Origin of the sequence: Cellulomonas avistercoris (assembly GCF_014836445.1) — a bacterium.
Classification (GTDB): domain Bacteria; phylum Actinomycetota; class Actinomycetes; order Actinomycetales; family Cellulomonadaceae; genus Cellulomonas; species Cellulomonas avistercoris.
On the sequence record NZ_JACSQV010000001.1, the window covers coordinates 41,356 to 60,334 of the forward strand.

The 18,979-nt window shown below is 75.5% G+C and carries 18 protein-coding genes; 13 read left to right on the forward strand and 5 right to left on the reverse strand.

Annotated elements, in window-relative coordinates:
• Positions 1-36: 36 nt before the first annotated feature.
• A complete protein-coding gene (locus tag H9657_RS00215) occupies positions 37-2,514 on the reverse strand; it encodes a DNA gyrase/topoisomerase IV subunit A (RefSeq protein ID WP_191779172.1) in 2,478 nt (825 codons plus the stop codon).
• A gap of 124 nt (positions 2,515-2,638) precedes the next feature.
• Between H9657_RS00215 and H9657_RS00220 the strand changes: the two genes are divergently transcribed.
• The 4 genes from H9657_RS00220 (at position 2,639) to H9657_RS00235 (ending at position 7,966) form a co-directional block, all read left to right on the forward strand.
• Positions 2,639-5,425 carry a bifunctional acetate--CoA ligase family protein/GNAT family N-acetyltransferase gene (locus H9657_RS00220; protein WP_191779174.1) on the forward strand — a complete coding sequence of 929 codons (2,787 nt, stop codon included), beginning with the start codon at positions 2,639-2,641 and terminating at the stop codon, positions 5,423-5,425.
• A gap of 77 nt (positions 5,426-5,502) precedes the next feature.
• On the forward strand, positions 5,503-6,075 hold the full coding sequence (locus H9657_RS00225; RefSeq protein ID WP_191779176.1) for a DUF5998 family protein: 573 nt from the start codon (positions 5,503-5,505) through the stop codon (positions 6,073-6,075).
• On the forward strand, positions 6,072-7,253 hold the full coding sequence (locus H9657_RS00230) for an alkaline phosphatase family protein (protein ID WP_191779178.1): 1,182 nt from the start codon (positions 6,072-6,074) through the stop codon (positions 7,251-7,253). The genes H9657_RS00225 and H9657_RS00230 overlap by 4 nt, the downstream gene beginning before the upstream one ends.
• Positions 7,254-7,285: 32 nt before the next feature.
• Positions 7,286-7,966, forward strand: coding sequence for a thymidine kinase (locus H9657_RS00235; protein ID WP_191779180.1), 681 nt, complete (start codon positions 7,286-7,288; stop codon positions 7,964-7,966).
• Positions 7,967-7,973: 7 nt separating this feature from the next.
• On the opposite strand, the gene sepH is transcribed toward H9657_RS00235, so the two are convergent.
• Complete coding sequence (sepH, locus tag H9657_RS00240; RefSeq protein ID WP_191779182.1) at positions 7,974-9,110, reverse strand: septation protein SepH; 1,137 nt, start codon at positions 9,108-9,110, stop codon at positions 7,974-7,976.
• A 146-nt stretch (positions 9,111-9,256) separates the two neighbouring features.
• On the opposite strand from sepH, the gene H9657_RS00245 reads away from it, so the two are divergent.
• On the forward strand, positions 9,257-10,126 hold the full coding sequence (locus H9657_RS00245; RefSeq protein ID WP_191779184.1) for an inositol monophosphatase family protein: 870 nt from the start codon (positions 9,257-9,259) through the stop codon (positions 10,124-10,126).
• 220 nt (positions 10,127-10,346) lie between these two features.
• Positions 10,347-10,646 (forward strand): DUF4193 domain-containing protein, encoded by a 300-nt coding sequence (locus H9657_RS00250; protein WP_013116932.1) that lies wholly within the window; start codon positions 10,347-10,349, stop codon positions 10,644-10,646.
• A gap of 25 nt (positions 10,647-10,671) precedes the next feature.
• On the opposite strand, the gene H9657_RS00255 is transcribed toward H9657_RS00250, so the two are convergent.
• Positions 10,672-11,217 carry a DUF3093 domain-containing protein gene (locus tag H9657_RS00255; RefSeq protein ID WP_191779186.1) on the reverse strand — a complete coding sequence of 182 codons (546 nt, stop codon included), beginning with the start codon at positions 11,215-11,217 and terminating at the stop codon, positions 10,672-10,674.
• Positions 11,218-11,288: 71 nt separating this feature from the next.
• On the opposite strand from H9657_RS00255, the gene dut reads away from it, so the two are divergent.
• The 4 genes from dut to H9657_RS00275 all read left to right on the forward strand — a co-directional run bounded on the left by dut (position 11,289) and on the right by H9657_RS00275 (position 13,801).
• Positions 11,289-11,807 (forward strand): dUTP diphosphatase, encoded by a 519-nt coding sequence (gene dut / locus H9657_RS00260; RefSeq protein WP_318241194.1) that lies wholly within the window; start codon positions 11,289-11,291, stop codon positions 11,805-11,807.
• A gap of 115 nt (positions 11,808-11,922) precedes the next feature.
• A complete protein-coding gene (locus tag H9657_RS00265) occupies positions 11,923-12,654 on the forward strand; it encodes a DUF3710 domain-containing protein (RefSeq protein WP_191779189.1) in 732 nt (243 codons plus the stop codon).
• Complete coding sequence (locus H9657_RS00270; protein WP_191779192.1) at positions 12,651-13,019, forward strand: OB-fold nucleic acid binding domain-containing protein; 369 nt, start codon at positions 12,651-12,653, stop codon at positions 13,017-13,019. The genes H9657_RS00265 and H9657_RS00270 overlap by 4 nt, the downstream gene beginning before the upstream one ends.
• Before the next feature lie 5 nt (positions 13,020-13,024).
• On the forward strand, positions 13,025-13,801 hold the full coding sequence (locus tag H9657_RS00275) for a DUF3159 domain-containing protein (RefSeq protein WP_225214338.1): 777 nt from the start codon (positions 13,025-13,027) through the stop codon (positions 13,799-13,801).
• On the opposite strand, the gene H9657_RS00280 is transcribed toward H9657_RS00275, so the two are convergent.
• A complete protein-coding gene (locus tag H9657_RS00280) occupies positions 13,734-14,408 on the reverse strand; it encodes a potassium channel family protein (protein ID WP_191779194.1) in 675 nt (224 codons plus the stop codon). The two genes, H9657_RS00275 and H9657_RS00280, sit on opposite strands and share 68 nt — an antisense overlap.
• Positions 14,405-15,055: a potassium channel family protein gene (locus H9657_RS00285; protein ID WP_225214384.1), complete on the reverse strand. Its 651-nt coding sequence runs from the start codon at positions 15,053-15,055 to the stop codon at positions 14,405-14,407. Before H9657_RS00285 ends, H9657_RS00280 begins: the two co-directional genes overlap by 4 nt.
• Positions 15,056-15,182: 127 nt before the next feature.
• On the opposite strand from H9657_RS00285, the gene H9657_RS00290 reads away from it, so the two are divergent.
• The 3 genes from H9657_RS00290 to H9657_RS00300 all read left to right on the forward strand — a co-directional run bounded on the left by H9657_RS00290 (position 15,183) and on the right by H9657_RS00300 (position 18,751).
• The gene (locus H9657_RS00290) at positions 15,183-17,186 is read left to right on the forward strand and encodes an APC family permease (protein WP_191779198.1); all 2,004 of its coding nucleotides are present in this window, start codon (positions 15,183-15,185) and stop codon (positions 17,184-17,186) included.
• Positions 17,176-18,438: a class I SAM-dependent RNA methyltransferase gene (locus tag H9657_RS00295; protein WP_191779200.1), complete on the forward strand. Its 1,263-nt coding sequence runs from the start codon at positions 17,176-17,178 to the stop codon at positions 18,436-18,438. The genes H9657_RS00290 and H9657_RS00295 overlap by 11 nt, the downstream gene beginning before the upstream one ends.
• A gap of 136 nt (positions 18,439-18,574) precedes the next feature.
• Positions 18,575-18,751, forward strand: a complete 177-nt coding sequence (locus H9657_RS00300) for a translation initiation factor 2 (RefSeq protein ID WP_191779202.1) — start codon at positions 18,575-18,577, stop codon at positions 18,749-18,751.
• Positions 18,752-18,979 lie beyond the last annotated feature (228 nt).

The following is an 18,979-nucleotide window of genomic DNA, read 5'->3' on the forward strand; positions in this document are numbered from 1 at the left end:
TAGGCGCTGGGACCGCGGGTCCCGCACGCGGGTGCGTCAGCCGATCGCGTGCACCGGGGCCGCGAGCGGCGCCCCCGACCCGTCGCGACGCTCGTCCACGGGCGGCAGGTCGACAGGCTGGCCACCGGAACCCGTCGCGCGCGCCGGAGCCGGCCCGACGTGGGCGAGGATCAGCGCGTCCTCGCCCTTGAGGAACCGGTGCGAGCGGACGCCGCCCGTCGCGCGCCCCTTGCCGGGGTAGGCGGCGAACGGCGTGACCTTCACCGAGCCGGTCTGCGTGCCGGGCAGGGCCGACGACGATCCGGACACCGTCACGACCACGGCGTCCTCGTCGGGCCGCACGACCCCGAAGCCCACGACGCGCGCGCCGGCGGCCAGCTTGATCCCCGTCATGCCGCCGGCGGCGCGACCCTGCGGACGCACCTGCGATCCCGGGAAGTGCAGCAGCGACGCGTCGGAGGACACCAGGACGAGCTCGTCGTCGTCACCGGCGAGCGCGGCGCCCACGACCGCGTCGCCGTCCTTGAGGCTGATCGCCTCCCAGGCCTCGCGGTTGTTCGGCACGTCCCCGGGCGCGACGCGCTTGACGACGCCCTGCGCGGTCGCGAGCGCCAGCGGGGGAGCGTCGTCGCCCAGCGGCACGAGCGCGACCACGCGCTCGTCCTTCTCGAGCGTCACCGCCTCGCCGACCGGCAGCCCGCCCGACAGCGACGGCGGACCGTCCGTCGGCGGCAGCGCGGGCAGCTCGAGCACGGACAGCCGCACGACGCGGCCGCTCGACGTCAGCGCGCCGATGTCCGCGCGGGCGGTCGTCGCCACCGCGGACGCCACCACGTCGTGCCGGCTGCGCGTGCTCCCGTCGCCCCGCACGGGTGCCACGTCCTCGCCGGTGCGCGCGACCAGGCCCGTGGCCGACAGCAGCGCCCAGCACGGCGTGTCGGGGATCTCCAGGGGCGCGGCGCCGCGGGACGACGTCGGTGCGCCCGCGGACCCGGCGAGGCTCGCACCGCCCGCGTGCTCGAGCAGGACCGTGCGGCGCGGCGTGCCGTAGGTCGCGGCGACCTCGGCCATCTCGTCGGAGGTCACCGTGCGCAGCAGGGCGTCGTCCCCGAGGATCGCCTGCAGCCGCGCGATCTCGTCGACGAGCTCGTCGCGCTCGCGCTCCAGCTCGATGCGCGAGAACCGGGTCAGGCGCCGCAGCCGCAGCTCGAGGATGTACTCGGCCTGCGGCTCGGAGAGGTCGAAGACCGAGCGCAGGCGCGTGCGCGCGGCGTCGGCGTCGTCCGACGCCCGGATGACCTGGATGACCTCGTCGATGTCGACGATCGCGATGAGCAGGCCCTCGACGAGGTGCAGCCGCTCCTGCCGCTTGGTCAGCCGGTAGGACGTGCGACGGCGCACGACCTCGAGCCGGTGCTCGACCCACACGCGCAGCAGCTCGACCAGGCCCAGCGTGCGCGGCTGACCGTCGACCAGGGCGACGTTGTTGATGGAGAACGAGTCCTCCAGCGGCGTGTGCCGGTAGAGCTGCTCGAGGACCGCCTCGGGGTGGAACCCCGTCTTGACCTCGATGACCAGGCGCAGGCCGTGCGCGCGGTCCGTCAGGTCCACGGCGTCGGCGATCCCGGAGAGCTTCTTGGACTGCACGCCCTCCTTGATCTTCTCGATGACCTTCTCCGGGCCCACCGTGTACGGCAGCTCGGTGATGACGATGCCCTTGCGCTTGGGCGTGACGTTCTCGATCCGCGCGGTCGCCCGGGTGCGGAAGGCACCACGGCCCGTCCGGTACGCGTCGCGCACGCCGTCGAGCCCGACGATCTTGCCGCCCGTGGGCAGGTCCGGGCCCGGGACGAACCGCATGAGGTCCTCGAGCGTCGCGCCCGGGTGCTTCACGAGGTGCCGGGCCGCCGCGACGACCTCCACGAGGTTGTGCGGCGCCATGTTGGTCGCCATGCCCACCGCGATGCCGGTCGCGCCGTTGACCAGCAGGTTCGGGATCGCCGCCGGGAGCACCGCCGGCTGCTTGAGCTTGTTGTCGTAGTTGGGGACGAAGTCCACGACGTCCTCGTCGAGGCCGTGCGTCATCGCGACGGCCGCGGGCGCCATGCGGGCCTCGGTGTACCGCGACGCGGCCGGTCCGTCGTCGAGCGAGCCGAAGTTGCCGTGCCCGTCGACCAGGGGCAGCCGCAGCGAGAACGGCTGCGCCAGGCGCACCATCGCGTCGTAGATCGCCGAGTCGCCGTGCGGGTGGAGCTTGCCCATCACCTCGCCGACGACGCGCGCCGACTTCACGTACGGCCGCTCGGGGCGCAGACCCATGTCGGCCATCTGGTAGATGATCCGCCGCTGCACGGGCTTGAGACCGTCGCGCGCGTCCGGCAGCGCGCGCGAGTAGATGACCGAGTACGCGTACTCGAGGAACGAGCCCTCCATCTCCGTCGTGACGTCGACGTCGACGATCCGCTCGACGAGGTCCTCGGGCGGCAGGTCGGGGCTCGCAGGGCGACGCGCCATGGGGTGGTGTGCTCCTCGGGTGCTGCGGTGTCTCGGGGCGTGCAGGGCGCGGCGGGGGCGCGCGGGGACCATTGTCGTCGCCCGGCGGGCCTCGTCGGTGCAGCCGCGCCGCTAGCCTGGCGGCATGGCCGACGTCGTCCCCGGAGACGGGCATCCCGGTCCGGTGCGCGCACCGGCGCCCGCCGCCGCACCCTACCCGGCGGGCTGGGAGGCGGACGTCGTGCTCACGGACGGCTCCACCACGCGCCTGCGACCCATCCGCCGCGACGACGCCGACGCGCTGCAGGCCTTCCACGTCGCGCAGTCCGAGCGGTCCACCTACCTGCGGTTCTTCGCGTCGCTCGAACGGCTGCCCGACCGCGACCTGGAGCGGCTCGTCAACGTGGACCACGTGGCGCGCGTCGCGCTCGTCGCCGTGAGCAGCTCGCCGCACGACGGCGAGCACGAGCGCATCATCGGCGTCGCGCGCTACGACGTGGTCGAGCCCGAGACCGCCGAGGTGGCGTTCAACATCTCCGACGCGCACCAGGGCAAGGGGCTGGCGTCGGTGCTGCTCGAGCACCTCGCGGCGGCGGCGCGCGAGCGCGGCGTGCGGCGGTTCGTCGCCGAGGTGCTGCCGCAGAACGGGCGCATGCTCGCGGTGTTCAAGGAGGCCGGGTACGTGGTGCGCCAGCGCACCGAGGACGGCGTCGTGCAGGTCAGGTTCGACATCGACCCCACGGACCGGTCGCTCGCGGTCGCGGCGGACCGCGAGCACCGCGCCGAGGCGCGCTCGATGCGGGCGCTGCTCACCGCACGGTCCGTCGTCGTCGTCGGCCCCGGTACGGGGGGCGGTCCGGGGGAGAGCCTGCCGGCGCGCCAGGCCGCCCGCGTCGTCGAGGGCCTCGTTCCCGAGGCGCGCACGGGACGGGTCGTGGTGCACGCCGTGGGTGTCGGCGACGGTTCCGGCCTCGACGCGAACGGCGTCGCGCACCACGAGCGCATCGACGACGTGCCGGGGCCCGTCGAGCTCGCGGTCGTCGCGCTGCCGGCGGCCCGCGTGCTCGACGCGGCGCGCCACCTCGGAGCGCTCGGCGTGCGCGGTCTCGTGGTCGTCTCGGGGGGCTTCGCCGAGGCCGGTCCCGAGGGGCTCGCCCGTCAGCGGCTGCTGCTCGGGGTCGCGCACGGCGCCGGCATGCGGGTCGTCGGCCCGTCGTCGTTCGGGCTGCTCGCGACCCACGACGGCACCACGCTCGACGCGTCGCTCGCGGCGCGCCCGCCGCGGCCCGGACGCGTGGGTCTCTTCTGCCAGTCGGCCCCGTTCGCGGTCACGCTGCTCGCGGCCGTCGAGCGTCGCGGGCTCGGCCTGGCGCAGCTCGTCTCCGCCGGGCACCGCGCCGACGTGTCGGGCAACGACCTCATGCAGTTCTGGGGCGAGGACGACGACACGGACGTCGTCGCGCTCTACCTCGAGTCCATCGGCAACCCCCGCAAGTTCTCGCGCGTGGCCCGCCGCCTCGCGGCGCACAAGCCGGTCGTCGTGCTCACCGCGGGCCGCTCCGGGCACGTCGTGCCGCCCGGTCACGCCGTCCGGCCGACCCAGGCGCCGCGCCGCACGCTCGAGGAGGTGCTGCGGCGCTCGGGCGTCATCCGCGTCGAGAACGTCCACCAGATGCTCGACGTCGTCCAGGTGCTCGCCCACCAGGCCCTGCCGACGGGTCGCCGCACCGCGGTGCTCGCCAGCTCGACGGGCGTGGCCGCCCTGGTCGCCGAGGCCGCGGCCGCCGCGGGGCTGGTCGTGACCGGGTGCGTCGAGCTGCTCGCGGAGGACGCGGGCCCCGACGAGGTGCGTGCCGCGGTCGACCGCGTGTACGCCGACCCCGGCGTCGACGTCGTCGTCGTGGTGCGGATCCCCACGCTCGGCGTGCAGGACACCGTCCTGCCGCGCGAGGTCGCGCGCGCCGCCGCGCGCACGGGGCGCACGACCGTCGCGTGCCTGGACGACCTGCACGGCGTGACGGCCGCGCTCACGGCGACGGACCCGGACGGGCGTGAGCGCACGGTCCCCGCCTACGCGGCGCCGGAGGACGCCGCGCTCGCGCTCGGGCACGCCGCGCGCTACGCCGCCTGGCGCGCGACCGACCGCGGCCAGACGGTGCATCCCGAGGGGGTCGACACGCGCGCCGCCGGGTCCCTCGTGGCACGGCTGCTGTCCACGTCCGGCGCGACCGACGGCGCGCCGCTGCCGCTGGACCCCGCGCAGGCCGCCGAGCTCCTGGCGGCGGCGGGCGTCCACCTGTGGCCCTCCGTGCGCGTCCACGACGCGCAGGAGGCGGTGCGCGCGGCCGACGCGCTCGGGTGGCCCGTGGCCGTCAAGACGACCGTGCCCGCGCTGCGGCACCGTGCCGACCTCGGCGGCGTGCGGCTCGACGTCGCGGACGAGGCCGAGCTGCGCGCCGACGTCGCCGGGATCCTCGCGCTCGCGGGCGAGCACGACCCCGGCCCGGACGTGCCGCCGCTCGAGGTGCAGGCGATGGCGCCGCACGGCGTCGCGTGCGTCGTGCGGGCCGTGGAGGACCCGCTGTTCGGCCCGGTCATCAGCGTGGGGCTCGCGGGCGACGCCTCCGACCTCCTGGGGGACGTCGCGTACGGCGTGCCGCCGCTGACCGACGTCGACGTCGCCGAGCTCGTGCGCACGCCCCGCGCGGCGCCCCGGATGTTCGGCTACCGCGGGCTGCCGGCCCTCGACGTGGCCGCCCTGGAGGACCTCGTCGCGCGCGTGTCCGTCCTCACCGACGCGCTGCCCGACCTGCGGTCGCTCGAGCTCAACCCCGTCGTGGTGTCCCCGCGCGGGCTGGCCGTGCTCGGCGCGTACGGGTCCGTGGCCCCGGCCGACCGCGCCGACGCGGCCCGTCGGCTCGCTCGTCCGTGACGCCGTCGGGGTGGCGCGGGTGGCGTGGCTCCCGCCCACGGCACCACGACCCGGTCGAGGGATGGGAAGATGGGCCTGTGCCTGCCCTCTCCACCCCGTTGCGTGACGACCTGCGCCGTGCCGGGTACTACCCGGACCTCGTGGGCGAGGTCCTCGAGGTCGCCCTGGCCGGCGAGGACGCGGTCGCCCACCTGGTCCATCCCGAGACGACGTTCGACGGCGCCGAGGTGCGCCGCCACGTGACCGTGCTCGCGCTGACCGCGACCCGGCTCGTCGTCGCCCACGTCGACGACCACCCGGCCGACTCCGAGCACCCCTCCGCGAGCGCGCAGGCCACGACCGAGGCCGTCCCGCTGCGCGAGCTGCGCTCGGTCGCGTTCACGCACGTCGTCAACGACCCGCAGGACCACCGCGCCGGTGACGGCGCGTCGGAGCTCACGCTGGCGATCGGCTGGGGCGCCGTCTCGCGCGTGGACCTCGAGCCCGCCACGTGCGGCGACCCGCAGTGCGACGCGGACCACGGCATGTCGGGGTCGATCACGCCCGACGACGTCGTCGTGCGCGTCAGCGCCGCGGCCGAGGGGCGCGAGGCCGTGCTGGCCGCGGTGAGGTTCGGCCGCACGCTGTCGGCGGCGACGTCGCAGCGGTGAGCACGCCCACGACCCGTGACCGGGCGGCATGGTCCGGCGCCGACCCCGACGAGCTCGTGGTGCCCGGCGCCGGCGCACCCTCGCTGACCCACCTCCTGCCGGCCGCCGCGGCGGCGCTCGGCGTCGACCTGGACGGGGGAGCGGACGCGCAGGACCTCCTCGGCCTGCCGGCGGCGCGCCGCGTGTGCGTGGTCCTCGTCGACGGGCTCGGCCACCTCAACCTCGCCGAGCGCGGCGGTCACGCGCCGTTCCTGCGCTCGCTGCTCGCGTCGTCGCAGCCGCTGCTCAGCACCTTCCCCTCGACGACCGCGACCGCGGTGGCCGCCTTCGGCACGGGCCGCGGTCCGGGTGCCACGGGCATGCTCGGCTACACGGTCCGGGTGCCCACGACGGGACGGCTCGGCAACCTCGTCTCGTGGACGGACATGCCGCGGCCCGAGGAGTGGCAGCCGCACCCGACGGTCTTCGAGCGGCTCGTCGCCGACGGCGTCCGGGTGACGAGCGTCGGCCCGGCACGGTTCGACGGATCGGGGCTGACGGGGGCGGCCCTGCGGGGTGCCGCGTACGCGCCCGCCGAGGCCCTCGGGGACCGCGTGGACGCGGTCGTGAGGGCCCTGCGGGAGCCCGGTCTGACGTACCTGTACTGGCACGACGTCGACAAGACGGGGCACCACCACGGCTGGGGCTCGTGGCAGTGGGGCGAGGCGCTCAGCGAGCTCGACTCCGAGCTCGGGCGCCTGGCACGCTCGTTGCCGCGCGACACGCTGCTGGTCGTCACCGCGGACCACGGCATGGTCGACGTCGACCCCGCGCGGCGCCGCGACGTCGGCACCGACCCCGTGCTGGGTGCCCAGGTCGCGACCACCGGCGGTGAGCCGCGCGCGCTGCACCTGCACGTCGAGCCGGGCGCCGACCCCGAGGTCGTCGCGTCGCGCTGGCGCGCCGAGCTGGGGGACGACGCGGTCGTGCGGACGCGCGACGAGGCGGTCGACGCGGGCTGGTTCGGGCCCGTCGAGCCCCGGGTGCTGCCCGTGGTGGGGGACGTGGTGGTCGCCATGACGGGCGCCGCGACCGTCGTGGACTCGCGCACACAGACGTCCGCGTCGATCGCGCTGCGCGGCGTGCACGGGTCGCTGACGGCCCGCGAGATGCTCGTGCCGCTGCTGGTGCTCGCATGAGCGCCCGAGCGGTGCGCGGGAGGGGCTAGCGCGTGGCCGAGCTGGTGTTCTTCTCCGGGACGATGGACTGCGGCAAGTCGACGCTCGCGCTGCAGATGCACCACAACCACGCCGCGCGCGGCCGCGACGGCGTGCTGTTCACGCGGCAGGACCGCGCGGGCAACGCGGTCATCTCCTCGCGGCTCGGGCTGCAGCGCCGCGCCGACGAGGTCGACGACACGACGGACTTCTGGGCGGAGGTCGTCACGCGCCGCACGCGCGGGCGCCCCGTCGACTACCTCGTCGCGGACGAGGCGCAGTTCTACACCGCGGCGCAGGTCGAGCAGCTCGCGCGCGTCGTCGACGAGCTGTCGGCGGACGTCTTCGCGTTCGGCATCACGACCGACTTCCGCGCCCGGCTGTTCCCCGGGTCGGCGCGCCTCGTGGAGCTGGCCGACCGCGTCGAGGTGCTCCAGGTGCGGGCGCTGTGCTGGTGCGGCTCGCGCGCGACCCACAACGCGCGCACGGTCGACGGCATCATGGTCGTCGAGGGCGACCAGGTCGTGGTGGGCGACGTCGCCGCGACGGCCGGCGAGGCCGCCTACGAGGTGCTGTGCCGTCGGCACCACGTGCGCCGCATGACCGCGCGCGTCGCCCGGGCCACCGGGCCGTCGGCCCAGACCCTGCTGTTCGACGACGCCGACGGCGCACCCTCCGGGGGCGCCGCGCGCTGACCGCGCGTCACTCGGGCTTGGCGCCGAAGACGATCTCGTCCCAGCTCGGGACCTTCGCGCGGGCACGTCGCGGCCGGCGCTCGGCGGGTGCCGGGCGTGCCTCGTCGCTCTCGGTCGTGGCGTCCCGGTGCCCGTCGTCCGACGACGCCGGAGACGTCCCTGCGCCCGGCGGCGTCGTGCGCTCCGGGCGGGCCTGCGGGTGCGCACGCTCGGAGCGGGTCGACGGGCTCGTCCGCTCGCCGCGCGCCGGCGTCAGGACCACGGCCTCGCGTGCGGGGTCGGCGTCCACGGGGTGCGCGCCCGGGGCGCTCGCCTCGTCGACGGTCGTCCCGGCAGCCGGGTCCGCGCCGCCGCTCGGTGCGAAGTCGAAGGCGTGCGGCGGGCCGAACCCCTCGAACTCCTCGTCGTCACCCTCGAGGTCGAGCGGCTGGCGCACGCCTCGACGCGTCCGCAGCTCGTCCAGCAGCGCGTGCGTCGGCTCCTGCGGGTCGGCGGGCGTGTCCGCGAGGGCGTCGACCGCCTCGAGGTCGAAGACGACGTCGCGCACCGCGGCCAGGTGCCGGCGGGACACGGGCTCGTCGAGCTCGGTCTCGGACAGCCAGCGGGCCTCGTCCTCGTCCGCGACGACCGTGCGGCGCACCGGGTCGTAGTTCCACCGCGCCAGGGACGGCTCGTCGCCGACGACGAACCGCGCCAGCACGGTCCACGGTCCGGCGCCCTCGCGCGCGGCGTCCCACGCGAGGGACCCGACGTCCACGCCGCGCGCCGCGAGCCGGTCGGTCACGAGCTCACCGAGCAGCGGGGCCCCCGAGTCGCGCCCGACACGGGTGCCGCGCGCCTGCTCGGCGATGTACTCGCGCTCGGCCAGGACCGGGCCCTCGTAGCGCCGCACCGCCTCGACGGGCACGCCCGCGGCGTCGGCCACCTCCTGCGCGGTCGCGCCTGCGCGGATCCGCGACTGGATCTCGCGCGGGCTCAGCGCGCTCGCCTGCTCCGCGCGCAGCTGCTCCAGCTGCGGACGGTCACGGCGCACCGCGGCCCGCAGCGGGTCGTCGATACGCAGGCGGAAGCGCTGCCCGTCGGGCGCGACGACGACGAGGTGCTCCCCGTCCTCGTGCAGACCGACCAGCTCCAGCTCACCCATACGACCTCCCGGGGCTCCACGACGGAGCCTGCCACCTCGCGGGCCGGAACGCGCGCACCTGCGTCGGTGCGCCGCCGCACCGGACGCGTCACACCCGTGCTCGGCTCGCGTGCCACGACCGCACGGCGCTGCGGCAGGATGGCTGCGTGACCTCCTCCCACGACCCGTCGCCCCCCACGCACCCCCCGGTGGCCGATCTCGTCGCCGTCGCCGAGCAGGTCGCGCGCGCCGCCGGACGCCTGGTGCACGAGGGTCGGCCGCAGACCGTCGGCGTCGCGGCCACCAAGTCCAGCGCCGTCGACGTCGTGACCGCGATGGACCTGGCGTCCGAGGACCTCGTGCGTCGCACGCTGGCGCGGCTGCGGCCCGACGACGCGGTCCTGGGCGAGGAGGGCGGGCACCGGGCCGGCACGTCCGGCGTGACGTGGGTGGTCGACCCGATCGACGGCACCGTCAACTACCTCTACGGCCTGCCCGCGTACGCCGTGAGCGTCGCGGCGGTGGTCGGGGAGCCGACCCCAGCGACGTGGACCGTGGTCGCGGCGTGCGTCCACGCGCCGGCCACCCGGGAGACGTGGACCGCGGGGCGCGGGCTGGGCGCGTACCTCGGCGGCCGGCGGCTGTCCGTCGCGCCGGCGCCCTCCCTGGACCGGTGCCTGCTCGGCACCGGGTTCGGGTACGTCGCCGAGCGGCGCCGCGCGCAGGCCCGGGTGCTCGCGTCCCTGCTGCCCCGGGTCCGCGACGTGCGACGGATGGGGGCCGCGGCGATCGACCTCTGCCAGGTCGCCACGGGCCGGCTCGACCTGTACTACGAGCGGGGGCTGCAGCCGTGGGACCTGGCGGCGGGCGCGCTCGTGGTGGCCGAGGCGGGCGGTGTCGTGACGGGGCTGCGGGGGGCGTCGGCGGGTGAGGGGATGACCGTCGCCGGGGCCGCGGAACGCGTCGCCGAGCTCGTCGCGATCCTCGAGGAGGAGCGCGCCGACGCACCCGAGGGACCCGCGCCCGGCATCGGGTGAACCGGGCGTCGGGCGGTTCGGGCAGTGCGGTCCTGACCAGGGCAAATGCCCCTTCGGGAGGTGTCGCTGGTCACGTCGGGGCACATGGTCACGCGTCCGTGTTCGCATCCGTGCCCGCGGTGATGCAGAATCCGACCGCGCGGGGAACAAAACGCTGGCGTGGCGCATTTACCCCGCGTACCACGACACTGCTGCAGAAGACGGAGTGTGACGCTCACACATGGCAACCGACTACGACGCCCCGCGCAAGACCGAGGAGGACCTGAGCGAGGACTCGCTCCAGGAGCTCCAGGCTCGGCGCTCCGACAAGAACTCGGGCGTGGTGGACGAGGACGAGACGGAGGCCGCCGAGGGCTTCGAGCTCCCCGGCGCCGACCTGTCCGGCGAGGAGCTCTCCGTCCGCGTCCTTCCCCGCCAGGCCGACGAGTTCACGTGCTCCAAGTGCTTCCTGGTGCACCACCGCAGCCAGCTCGCCTACGAGCGTGAGGGCAGCCCCGTGTGCTCGGAGTGCGCGGCCTGACCGCACCGCACCACCCGACGGCCGGTCACCCTGCGGGGTGGTCGGCCGTCGTCGTGCCGGGCCGGTCGGCCGGCGTCCCGCCGAGCGCCGCGACGAGCTCGTCCGGCCGCCGCGTCGAGACGATCCAGTACGGCGTCGGGTCCTGCGGGTCACGCACCTCGACGCGGACCGCGGTCCCGATCCACGACCGCAGGCACGCGAACGCGCGGGCGTCGAGCGCCGGTCCGAGCTCGGTCCGCAGCGCCGCCCGGTCCAGCACGCGGGGCGCCGCGAGCAGACGCACGGGGATCTGCGCCGTGCCGGCGCGCAGCGTCCCGCGCGCGACCTCCACGCGGGGGGTCGTCAGGACCGCCCCCGCGAGGCCCCCCAGCAGCGCGAGCACACCGACGACGAGCGCGAGCAGCGTGTCGACCGGCACGAACGCCGCGCCCAGCACGGCCGCGAAGCCCACGACGCCGCACCAGCCCAGCGGACCGGGCCACAGCCGCTCGCGGAACCCCGCTCGGGCCGTGGGCGCTGACGACGGCGACGGCGACTCGTACGACGGTGCGGGCTCGGGTGTCGTGGTCATGTCCTCAGGATCTCATCGCCCCGGACGTCCCGGTGCCCCGCACGACGCCCGGAGCGGTAGGGTCGGCCCCCGTGACAGCGACCAGCAGCCGTGGCCCCGACGACGTGGACGAGGGTGTGGTGGACGCGGGCGTGCAGGTGCTGCTGCGCCGGCTCGACCCGGACCTGCCCGCACCGGCCTACGCCCACCCCCTCGACGCGGGTGCCGACCTGGTGGCGCGCGAGGACGTGACGCTGGCCCCCGGAGCACGGGCCACCGTCCCGACGGGCGTCGCGATCGCCCTGCCGCCCGGCTACGCGGCGTTCGTCCACCCGCGTTCGGGGCTGGCGTCGCGCCACGGTCTGACGGTCGTCAACGCCCCGGGCACGGTCGACGCCGGCTACCGCGGCGAGATCGCGGTGACGCTGCTCAACACGGACCGCGAGCAGGCGATCGAGCTGCGTCGCGGCGACCGCATCGCACAGCTCGTGGTGCAGCGCGTCGAGCACGCGCGGTTCGTCGAGGTCGACACGCTGCCGGACTCGGTCCGCGGCGCCGGCGGGTTCGGCTCCAGCGGGGGATGGGCGGCCGCGGGAGCGTCCACGGCGTGACCGTGGCGCGGCCGTCGGCCGGTTGCGGAACTACTGTCGTCATGAGGGACGTTGTCCTTCATGAGGACGTCGGTGCAGGGCGAGGGCGCGTGAGCGCCGGTCGGAGGAAGTGAACGTGGGTCTGTTCCGTCGTGGCCCCAAGGAGGGCGGCGCGTCCGACACGCCGGCCGACGTCCCGCAGGACGAGGAGGTGGCGGCCGCGCCCGGTGAGGAGCTCGTCACCGGCGACGAGCCCGACGCCGACGCTCGCGGTCCCTGGGACGCGGACGGGCCGTTCCCGGCGGCGCCGCGCGTCGACCTGGGCGCGATCCAGCTGCCGTCCCTCGAGGGCATGGAGGTGCGCCTCGAGGTCGACAAGGCCACCAACGTCGTCTCCGCGGTCGCCGTGCTGCTGGAAGGCTCGTCGCTGCAGCTCCAGGCCTTCGCCGCCCCGCGCAGCGAGGGCATCTGGGACGAGATCCGCGACGAGATCGCGGCGTCCATCACGCAGCAGGGCGGCACGGTGGACGACCTGCCGGGACCGTTCGGTCGCGAGCTCCTCGCCCGGCTGCCCGTCCGGACGCCCGAGGGGCGCACAGGTCACCGGCCGGCACGGTTCATCGGCAGCGACGGCCCCCGCTGGTTCCTGCGCGGCGTCCTGACCGGTCGTGCCGCGGTGGAGCCCGACGCCGCCGGCACGCTGGAGGACCTCTTCAGCCAGGTCGTGGTGGTCCGCGGGAGCGACGCCCGCCCGCCGCGCGACCTCCTGCCCCTGCAGCTGCCCGGCGGCGCGACCCCGCCGCCGCCGCCCGCGGACCCGCGGCTCGCGCCCCCCGAGCGCGGGCCGGAGATCACGGAGATCGGATGACCCTCACCGAGCGCGTGCGCAAGGTGCTCGCCTCGCAGGCCGAGATCGAGGCCGACGAGGAGCGGGCCGACGCCCTGCGCGTCCCCGGCTGCTGCCCGGTCGCGGCGCTGCCGCACCGCGAGCGCGCCAGCGTGTCCGGCGTGCTCCGCTCGGTGACCCTGCGCCCTCGCGAGGGCGTGCCCGCGATCGAGGCCGAGCTCTACGACGGGTCCGGCGCGCTCGACCTCGTGTGGCTCGGGCGCCGCCGGATCGCCGGCATCGAGCCGGGGCGGCGCCTCAAGGTCGACGGCATGGTGTGCCTGGTCGACGGCCGGCGTACCGTCTTCAACCCGCGCTACGAGCTGCGCGCCCGACCGGGGGAGTGAACCCGATGAACGATCCGAGGGACGCCCGACCCGGCATGCCGCGCGACGACGAGCCGGTCGTCCTCGACGCGGTCGACGACGTCGTCCCCCCGGAGGAGGGCGGCGCGCGAGGGCTGCGGTCCCTGACGGCCGACGAGTTCTCGGCCGCCGACGCCGTCGGCGGGGTGCGGGGCATCGTCGAGGCGGTCGCCCCGGGTCTGCTCTTCGTGGTCGTGTACATCGCCACGGGCCAGCAGCTGCGGCCCGCGCTCATCGCGGCGTCGGCGGCCGCCGCCCTGGCCGTCGTCGCCCGGCTGGTGCAGCGCACCCCCGTCACGCAGGCGTTCTCCGGCGTGCTCGGCGTCGGCATCGGCGTGGTGTGGGCGTGGCGCACGGGTGACGCGAGCGACTACTTCGCGTACGGGCTGCTCATCAACGTGACGTACCTCGTCGGCACGCTCGTGTCGATCCTCGCCGGGTGGCCCGTCGTCGGGCTGCTCATGGGCATGTTCAGCGCGCGCGGCCCGCTCGGCGGCGGACCCTGGTCGGCGGCCGTCGAGTGGCGCCGGGACCCCGTGCTGCGCCGCCGGTACGCGTTGGCCACGTGGCCGTGGGTCGCGATGTTCGCGCTGCGTCTGCTGGTCCAGCTGCCGTTGTTCTACGCCGACGAGGTCGTGTGGCTCGGCACCGCGAAGCTCGCGATGGGTCTGCCGCTCACCGCGGTGGCGCTGTGGGTCAGCTGGATGCTGGTCCGCGGGTCAGCAGGCGCTCGAGCGCCTGCTCGTCCACGTCTCGACCCGTGACGAAGAGCAGCTCGTCGCGACCCTCGAGGGTGTCGTCCGGGCTGGGCGTCAGCGGGCGCGCGTCGCGCACGATGCACGCGAGCACGGTGTCGGTCGGCCACGCGACCTGACCGATGCGCACGCCTGCCAGAGGTGAGCCCTCCGGCAGGGTCAGCTCGAGGATGTTCGCCTTCGACTGGTGGAACGTGAAGATGCGCACGAGGTCGCCGACGGCGACGGCCTCCTCGACCATCGCGGTCATGATGCGAGGGGTCGAGACCGCCACGTCGACGCCCCAGGCGGCGTCGAACATCCACTCGTTCTTGGGGTTGTTGACGCGGGCGACCGTGCGGGGCACGCCGAACTCCGTCTTCGCGAGCAGCGAGATCACGAGGTTGGCCTTGTCGTCGCCCGTGGCGGCGACCATGACGTCGCACTCGTCGGCGCGCACCTCGCGCAGCGTGGGCAGCTCGCACGCGTCGGCCAGCAGCCAGTCCGCGTCGGCGACCTGGGCGACGCGCATCGCCGAGGGCTGGCGGTCGACGAGGGTGACCTCGTGGTCGTGGGCCAGCAGCTCGCGCGCGATGGACCGGCCGACCGAGCCGGCTCCGGCGATGACGACCCTCATGCGTCCACCGCCGGGGGAGCGGTCAGCACGCGCTCGACGGCCGGTGCGTCGGCGACGTTCAGCAGCAGGTGCACGACGTCGTTCTCCTGCAGGACCGAGCCCGGAGCGGGCAGCAGGCCGTCGCCGTAGCGCGTGACGTACGCGACGCGCGCGCCGCTGACGGTCTCGAGCGCCCGCAGCGGACGCCCGACCCAGCCGGGGTGGACGTCCACCTGCGCCAGCTGGATCTTGCCCGAGGCGTCGCGGTGCTCGTCGGTCATGCCCATGGGCAGCATGCGCCGCAGCACCTGGTCGGCGGTCCACCGGACGGTCGCCACGGTGGGGATCCCGAGCCGCTGGTAGATCTCGGCGCGGTGCGGGTCGTAGATGCGTGCCACGACGTTCTCGACGCCGAACGTCTCCCGCACGACGCGCGCAGCGAGGATGTTCGAGTTGTCGCCGTCGGACACGGCGGCGAACGCGTACGTGTCGTCGATGCCCGCGGTCCGCAGCGTGTCCCGGTCGAAGCCGAGCCCGGTGACCTTGTTGCCCGAGAACCCGGCGTCGAGCCGCCGGAAGGCGTCCGGGTTCTGGTCGATCACGGCGACGGAGTGGCCGCGGGACTCCAGGGACTGCGCCAGGGTCGCCCCGACGCGTCCGCATCCCATGATGACGAAGTGCACAGCCGGTCACGCTATACCCGCGCCGCCCGCGTGCGCAGCGCGGCGACCTGCGGCGGAGGTCTCTGGTCGATACGTGCCCGCCGGGCACCCGGCGGGCATACGATCGCTGATCGTGTCGGACCTCGCAGACGCCGCCAAGCGGCTCGTGCTCGGCCGGCCGGTCCGCAGCGACCGGCTCGGCCACACCCTGCTCCCCAAGCGCGTCGCCCTTCCCGTCTTCGCGTCCGACGCGCTGTCCTCGGTCGCGTACGCACCCGACGAGATCCTGCTGACCCTCTCGCTCGCCGGCCTGTCGGCCCTGACGATCTCGCCGTGGGTCGGGCTGGCCGTCGCGCTCGTCCTGCTGACCGTCGTGGCGTCGTACCGGCAGAACGTCCACGCGTACCCCTCGGGCGGTGGCGACTACGAGGTCGCGTCCGTCAACCTCGGTCCACGCGCGGGCGTCACGGTCGCGAGCGCGCTGATGGTCGACTACGTGCTGACGGTCGCGGTGTCGATCTCCTCGGGTGCGCAGTACGCCGCGACCGCGGTGCCCGCGCTGCGCGGCCACGAGACGTCGTTCGCGATCGTGCTGGTCGTGCTGCTGACGCTCGCGAACCTGCGCGGGGTCAAGGAGTCCGGCACCGCGTTCGCGATCCCCGTCTACCTCTTCATGGGGGCGATCGGGTCGCTCGCCCTGGTCGGCGCGGTGCGGTACTTCACCGGGACGCTCCCCGCCGCCGAGAGCGCCGGCCTCGGGGTCGCGTCGCAACCCGGCTTCGACCAGGGGCTGGCGGGTCTGGCGGGCGGGTTCCTCGTGCTGCGCGCGTTCGCGTCGGGCTGCGCCGCCCTGACGGGCGTCGAGGCCATCAGCAACGGCGTCCCGGCGTTCCGCAAGCCCAAGTCGCGCAACGCCGCCACGACCCTCGCGCTGCTCGGCTCGATCTCGATCGTCATGGTCATGTCGATCCTGCTGCTCGCGCAGGCCACCGGGGTGAAGTTCGTCGACGACCCCGCGACGCAGCTGCTGCGCGACGGCGTGCCCGTCGGCGAGGGCTACGAGCAGCACCCGGTGATCAGCCAGCTCGCCGGCTCGGTCTTCTCGGGCGTGCACGTGCTGTTCGTCGTCGTGTCGGTCGTCACGGGACTGATCCTGGTCCTCGCGGCGAACACGGCGTTCAACGGCTTCCCCGTGCTCGGCTCGATCCTGGCGCGCGACGGCTACCTGCCGCGCCAGCTGCACACCCGCGGCGACCGGCTCGCGTTCTCCAACGGCATCGTCACGCTGGCGGCTGCGGCGATCGCGCTCATCTGGGTCTTCGACGCGCAGGTCACGCGCCTCATCCAGCTCTACATCGTGGGCGTCTTCGTGTCGTTCACGCTGTCGCAGCTGGGCATGGTGCGGCACTGGACGCGCGGCCTGCGGACCGAGCCCGACCCGGCCGCGCGGGCGCGGATGCGCCGCTCGCGCGTCATCAACACCATCGGGCTGGGCATGACGGGCACCGTGCTGGTGATCGCGCTGGTCACCAAGTTCGCCCACGGTGCGTGGCTCGCGATCCTGGCGATGGTGGTCGTGTACGTCGCGATGCAGGGCGTGCACCGGCACTACGCCCGGGTGCGCGCTGAGCTGGCGCTGGACGAGGACCTGCAGGCCGCCCGTGCGCTGCCCAGCCGGGTGCACGCCGTCGTGCTCGTCTCGCACCTGCACCGCCCCACGATGCGTGCGCTGGCGTACGCACGGGCGTCGCGGCCCAGCGTGCTCGAGGCCGTGACCGTCGGTGTCGACGCGGACGAGGTCGCCGCGCTGAGGGCGCAGTGGGACGCCGCCGACCTGCCCGTGCCGCTCAAGGTCCTGGACTCCCCGTTCCGGGAGATCACGCGACCGGTCCTGACGTACGTGCGCTCGATCCGCCGCGACAGCCCTCGCGACCTCGTGGTCGTGTACATCCCGGAGTACGTCGTGGGGCACTGGTGGGAGCACCTGCTGCACAACCAGAGCGCGCTGCGGCTCAAGAGCCGGCTGCTCTTCACGCCGGGCGTCGTCGTGGCGTCGGTGCCGTGGCAGCTCGCCTCGACCGCCGGGCAGACGGGGCTCGAGGACACCGTCCGGGGTACCGTGCCGCGTGGCTACTGACTCACTGCGTACCGGAACGACCGTCGAGCTCGAGATCGGCCCGGTCGCCCACGGCGGCCACTGCGTGGCCCGTCACGAGGGGCGTGTCGTGTTCGTCCGGCACACGCTGCCCGGCGAGCGGGTGCGCGCGCGGCTGACCGACGCGGGGCCGGACGCGAAGTTCTGGCGCGCCGACGCGATCGAGGTGCTCGACGCGTCCCCGGACCGCGTGCCGTCGGCGTGGCCCGCCGCCGGACCGGGCGGGGTCGGCGGGGGAGAGCTCGCGCACGTCGCGCTGCCCGCGCAGCGCGTCTGGAAGGAGACGGTGCTGGCCGAGCAGCTGCACCGGCTGGCACGGCTGGACCTCGCGCCGCGCGTCGAGGCGGCGCCGGGGGACGACGAGCGCGGCGGGCTGGCGTACCGGACCCGCATCGACCTGCACGTCGACGCCGAGGGGCGTGCGGGCATGCGCGCGTACCGGTCGCACGACGTCGTGCCGCTCGCGGACATGCCGCTGGCGACGGAGGACGTCGCGGCGCTGGCGCTGTTCGACCGGCGCTGGCCCGCGGGCTCCCGGATCGAGGCCGTCGCGCCGGCCGACGGGTCGCCGTCGCTCGTGCTGCTCGACGGCGCGCCGTTCGACCTGCACTCCAACCGTCGTGACCTGCGGCCCAACGCGCGAGCGGCCGTGCGCGAGCACGTGCGGCTCGGGGGGACCGACTACACCTACCGTGTCGCCGCCGCCGGGTTCTGGCAGGTGCACCGCGAGGCGCCGGGGCTGCTCGCCGCGCGCGTGCTGGAGGCGGTCGGCGACGTCGCGGGCGCGACCGTGCTCGACCTGTACTCCGGCGCCGGGCTGTTCTCGACGCCGCTGGCCGACGCCGTCGGGGCCGACGGCCGTGTCGTCGCCGTCGAGGGCGACGAGCGCGCCGTCAAGGACGCGCGTCGCAACGCGCACGACCGTCCGCAGGTCGAGCTGCACGCGGGCGACGTCGCCGACGTGCTGACCGGGCGGCGCGGCGCCGTCGCGCCGGTCGCCGCGGCCGACGTCGTGGTGCTCGACCCGCCCCGCACGGGCGCCGGTCGCCGCGTCGTGGACGCCGTCGCGGCCCTGCGCCCGCGCCGCATCGTGTACGTCGCGTGCGACCCCGCCGCGCTGGCCCGCGACATCGCGCTGCTGGGCGAGCGCGGCTGGACGGACGTGAGCGTCACGGGGCACGACCTGTTCCCGATGACGCACCATCTCGAGGCCGTCGCCGTCCTGGACCGCTGAGGCGCCGCCCGGCACGCCCGTCGCGGCCGGTGCGGCGCGCGGGCGGGGCGCGCCGGGCCTAGCGTGGTGGCGGGCCCGCGTGCCGGGCCCCGACGGGACGACGGGACCCGTCGAGGACCGACGACAGGAGCGCACGATGACCGCGTCGCAGGACCTTGCCGGGCGCCTCGCCGAGGCGAGTCGCATCGCGACCCAGGAGCTGCACAAGCAGGGCACGCCCGAGTACGACCGACGCGCGCACGAGCGCGCCGTCGAGGCCGAGCGCAAGGCCGCCGAGGCGCTGCGCGCGAGCCAGCAGCCCGACGCCGGCTGACCGGCCGCAGGCTCCGGCGGGGGTCGCCGCGGGCGGCCCCCGCCCGAGCGCGCCGGCGGCGCCGCGTGCACGCAGCGGGCCGGACGCTGTACGATGTATCTCGACATCAAGATATTCGTCCAGAGGCACGTCCGGACGCCTTGTCGCCGTCGTCGCACCGCACGCAGCGGGCGCCCCCGGGTGCCCCGCCGGTGCGCGACCGCGGGGCCGTTCGTGACACGGCCGCGA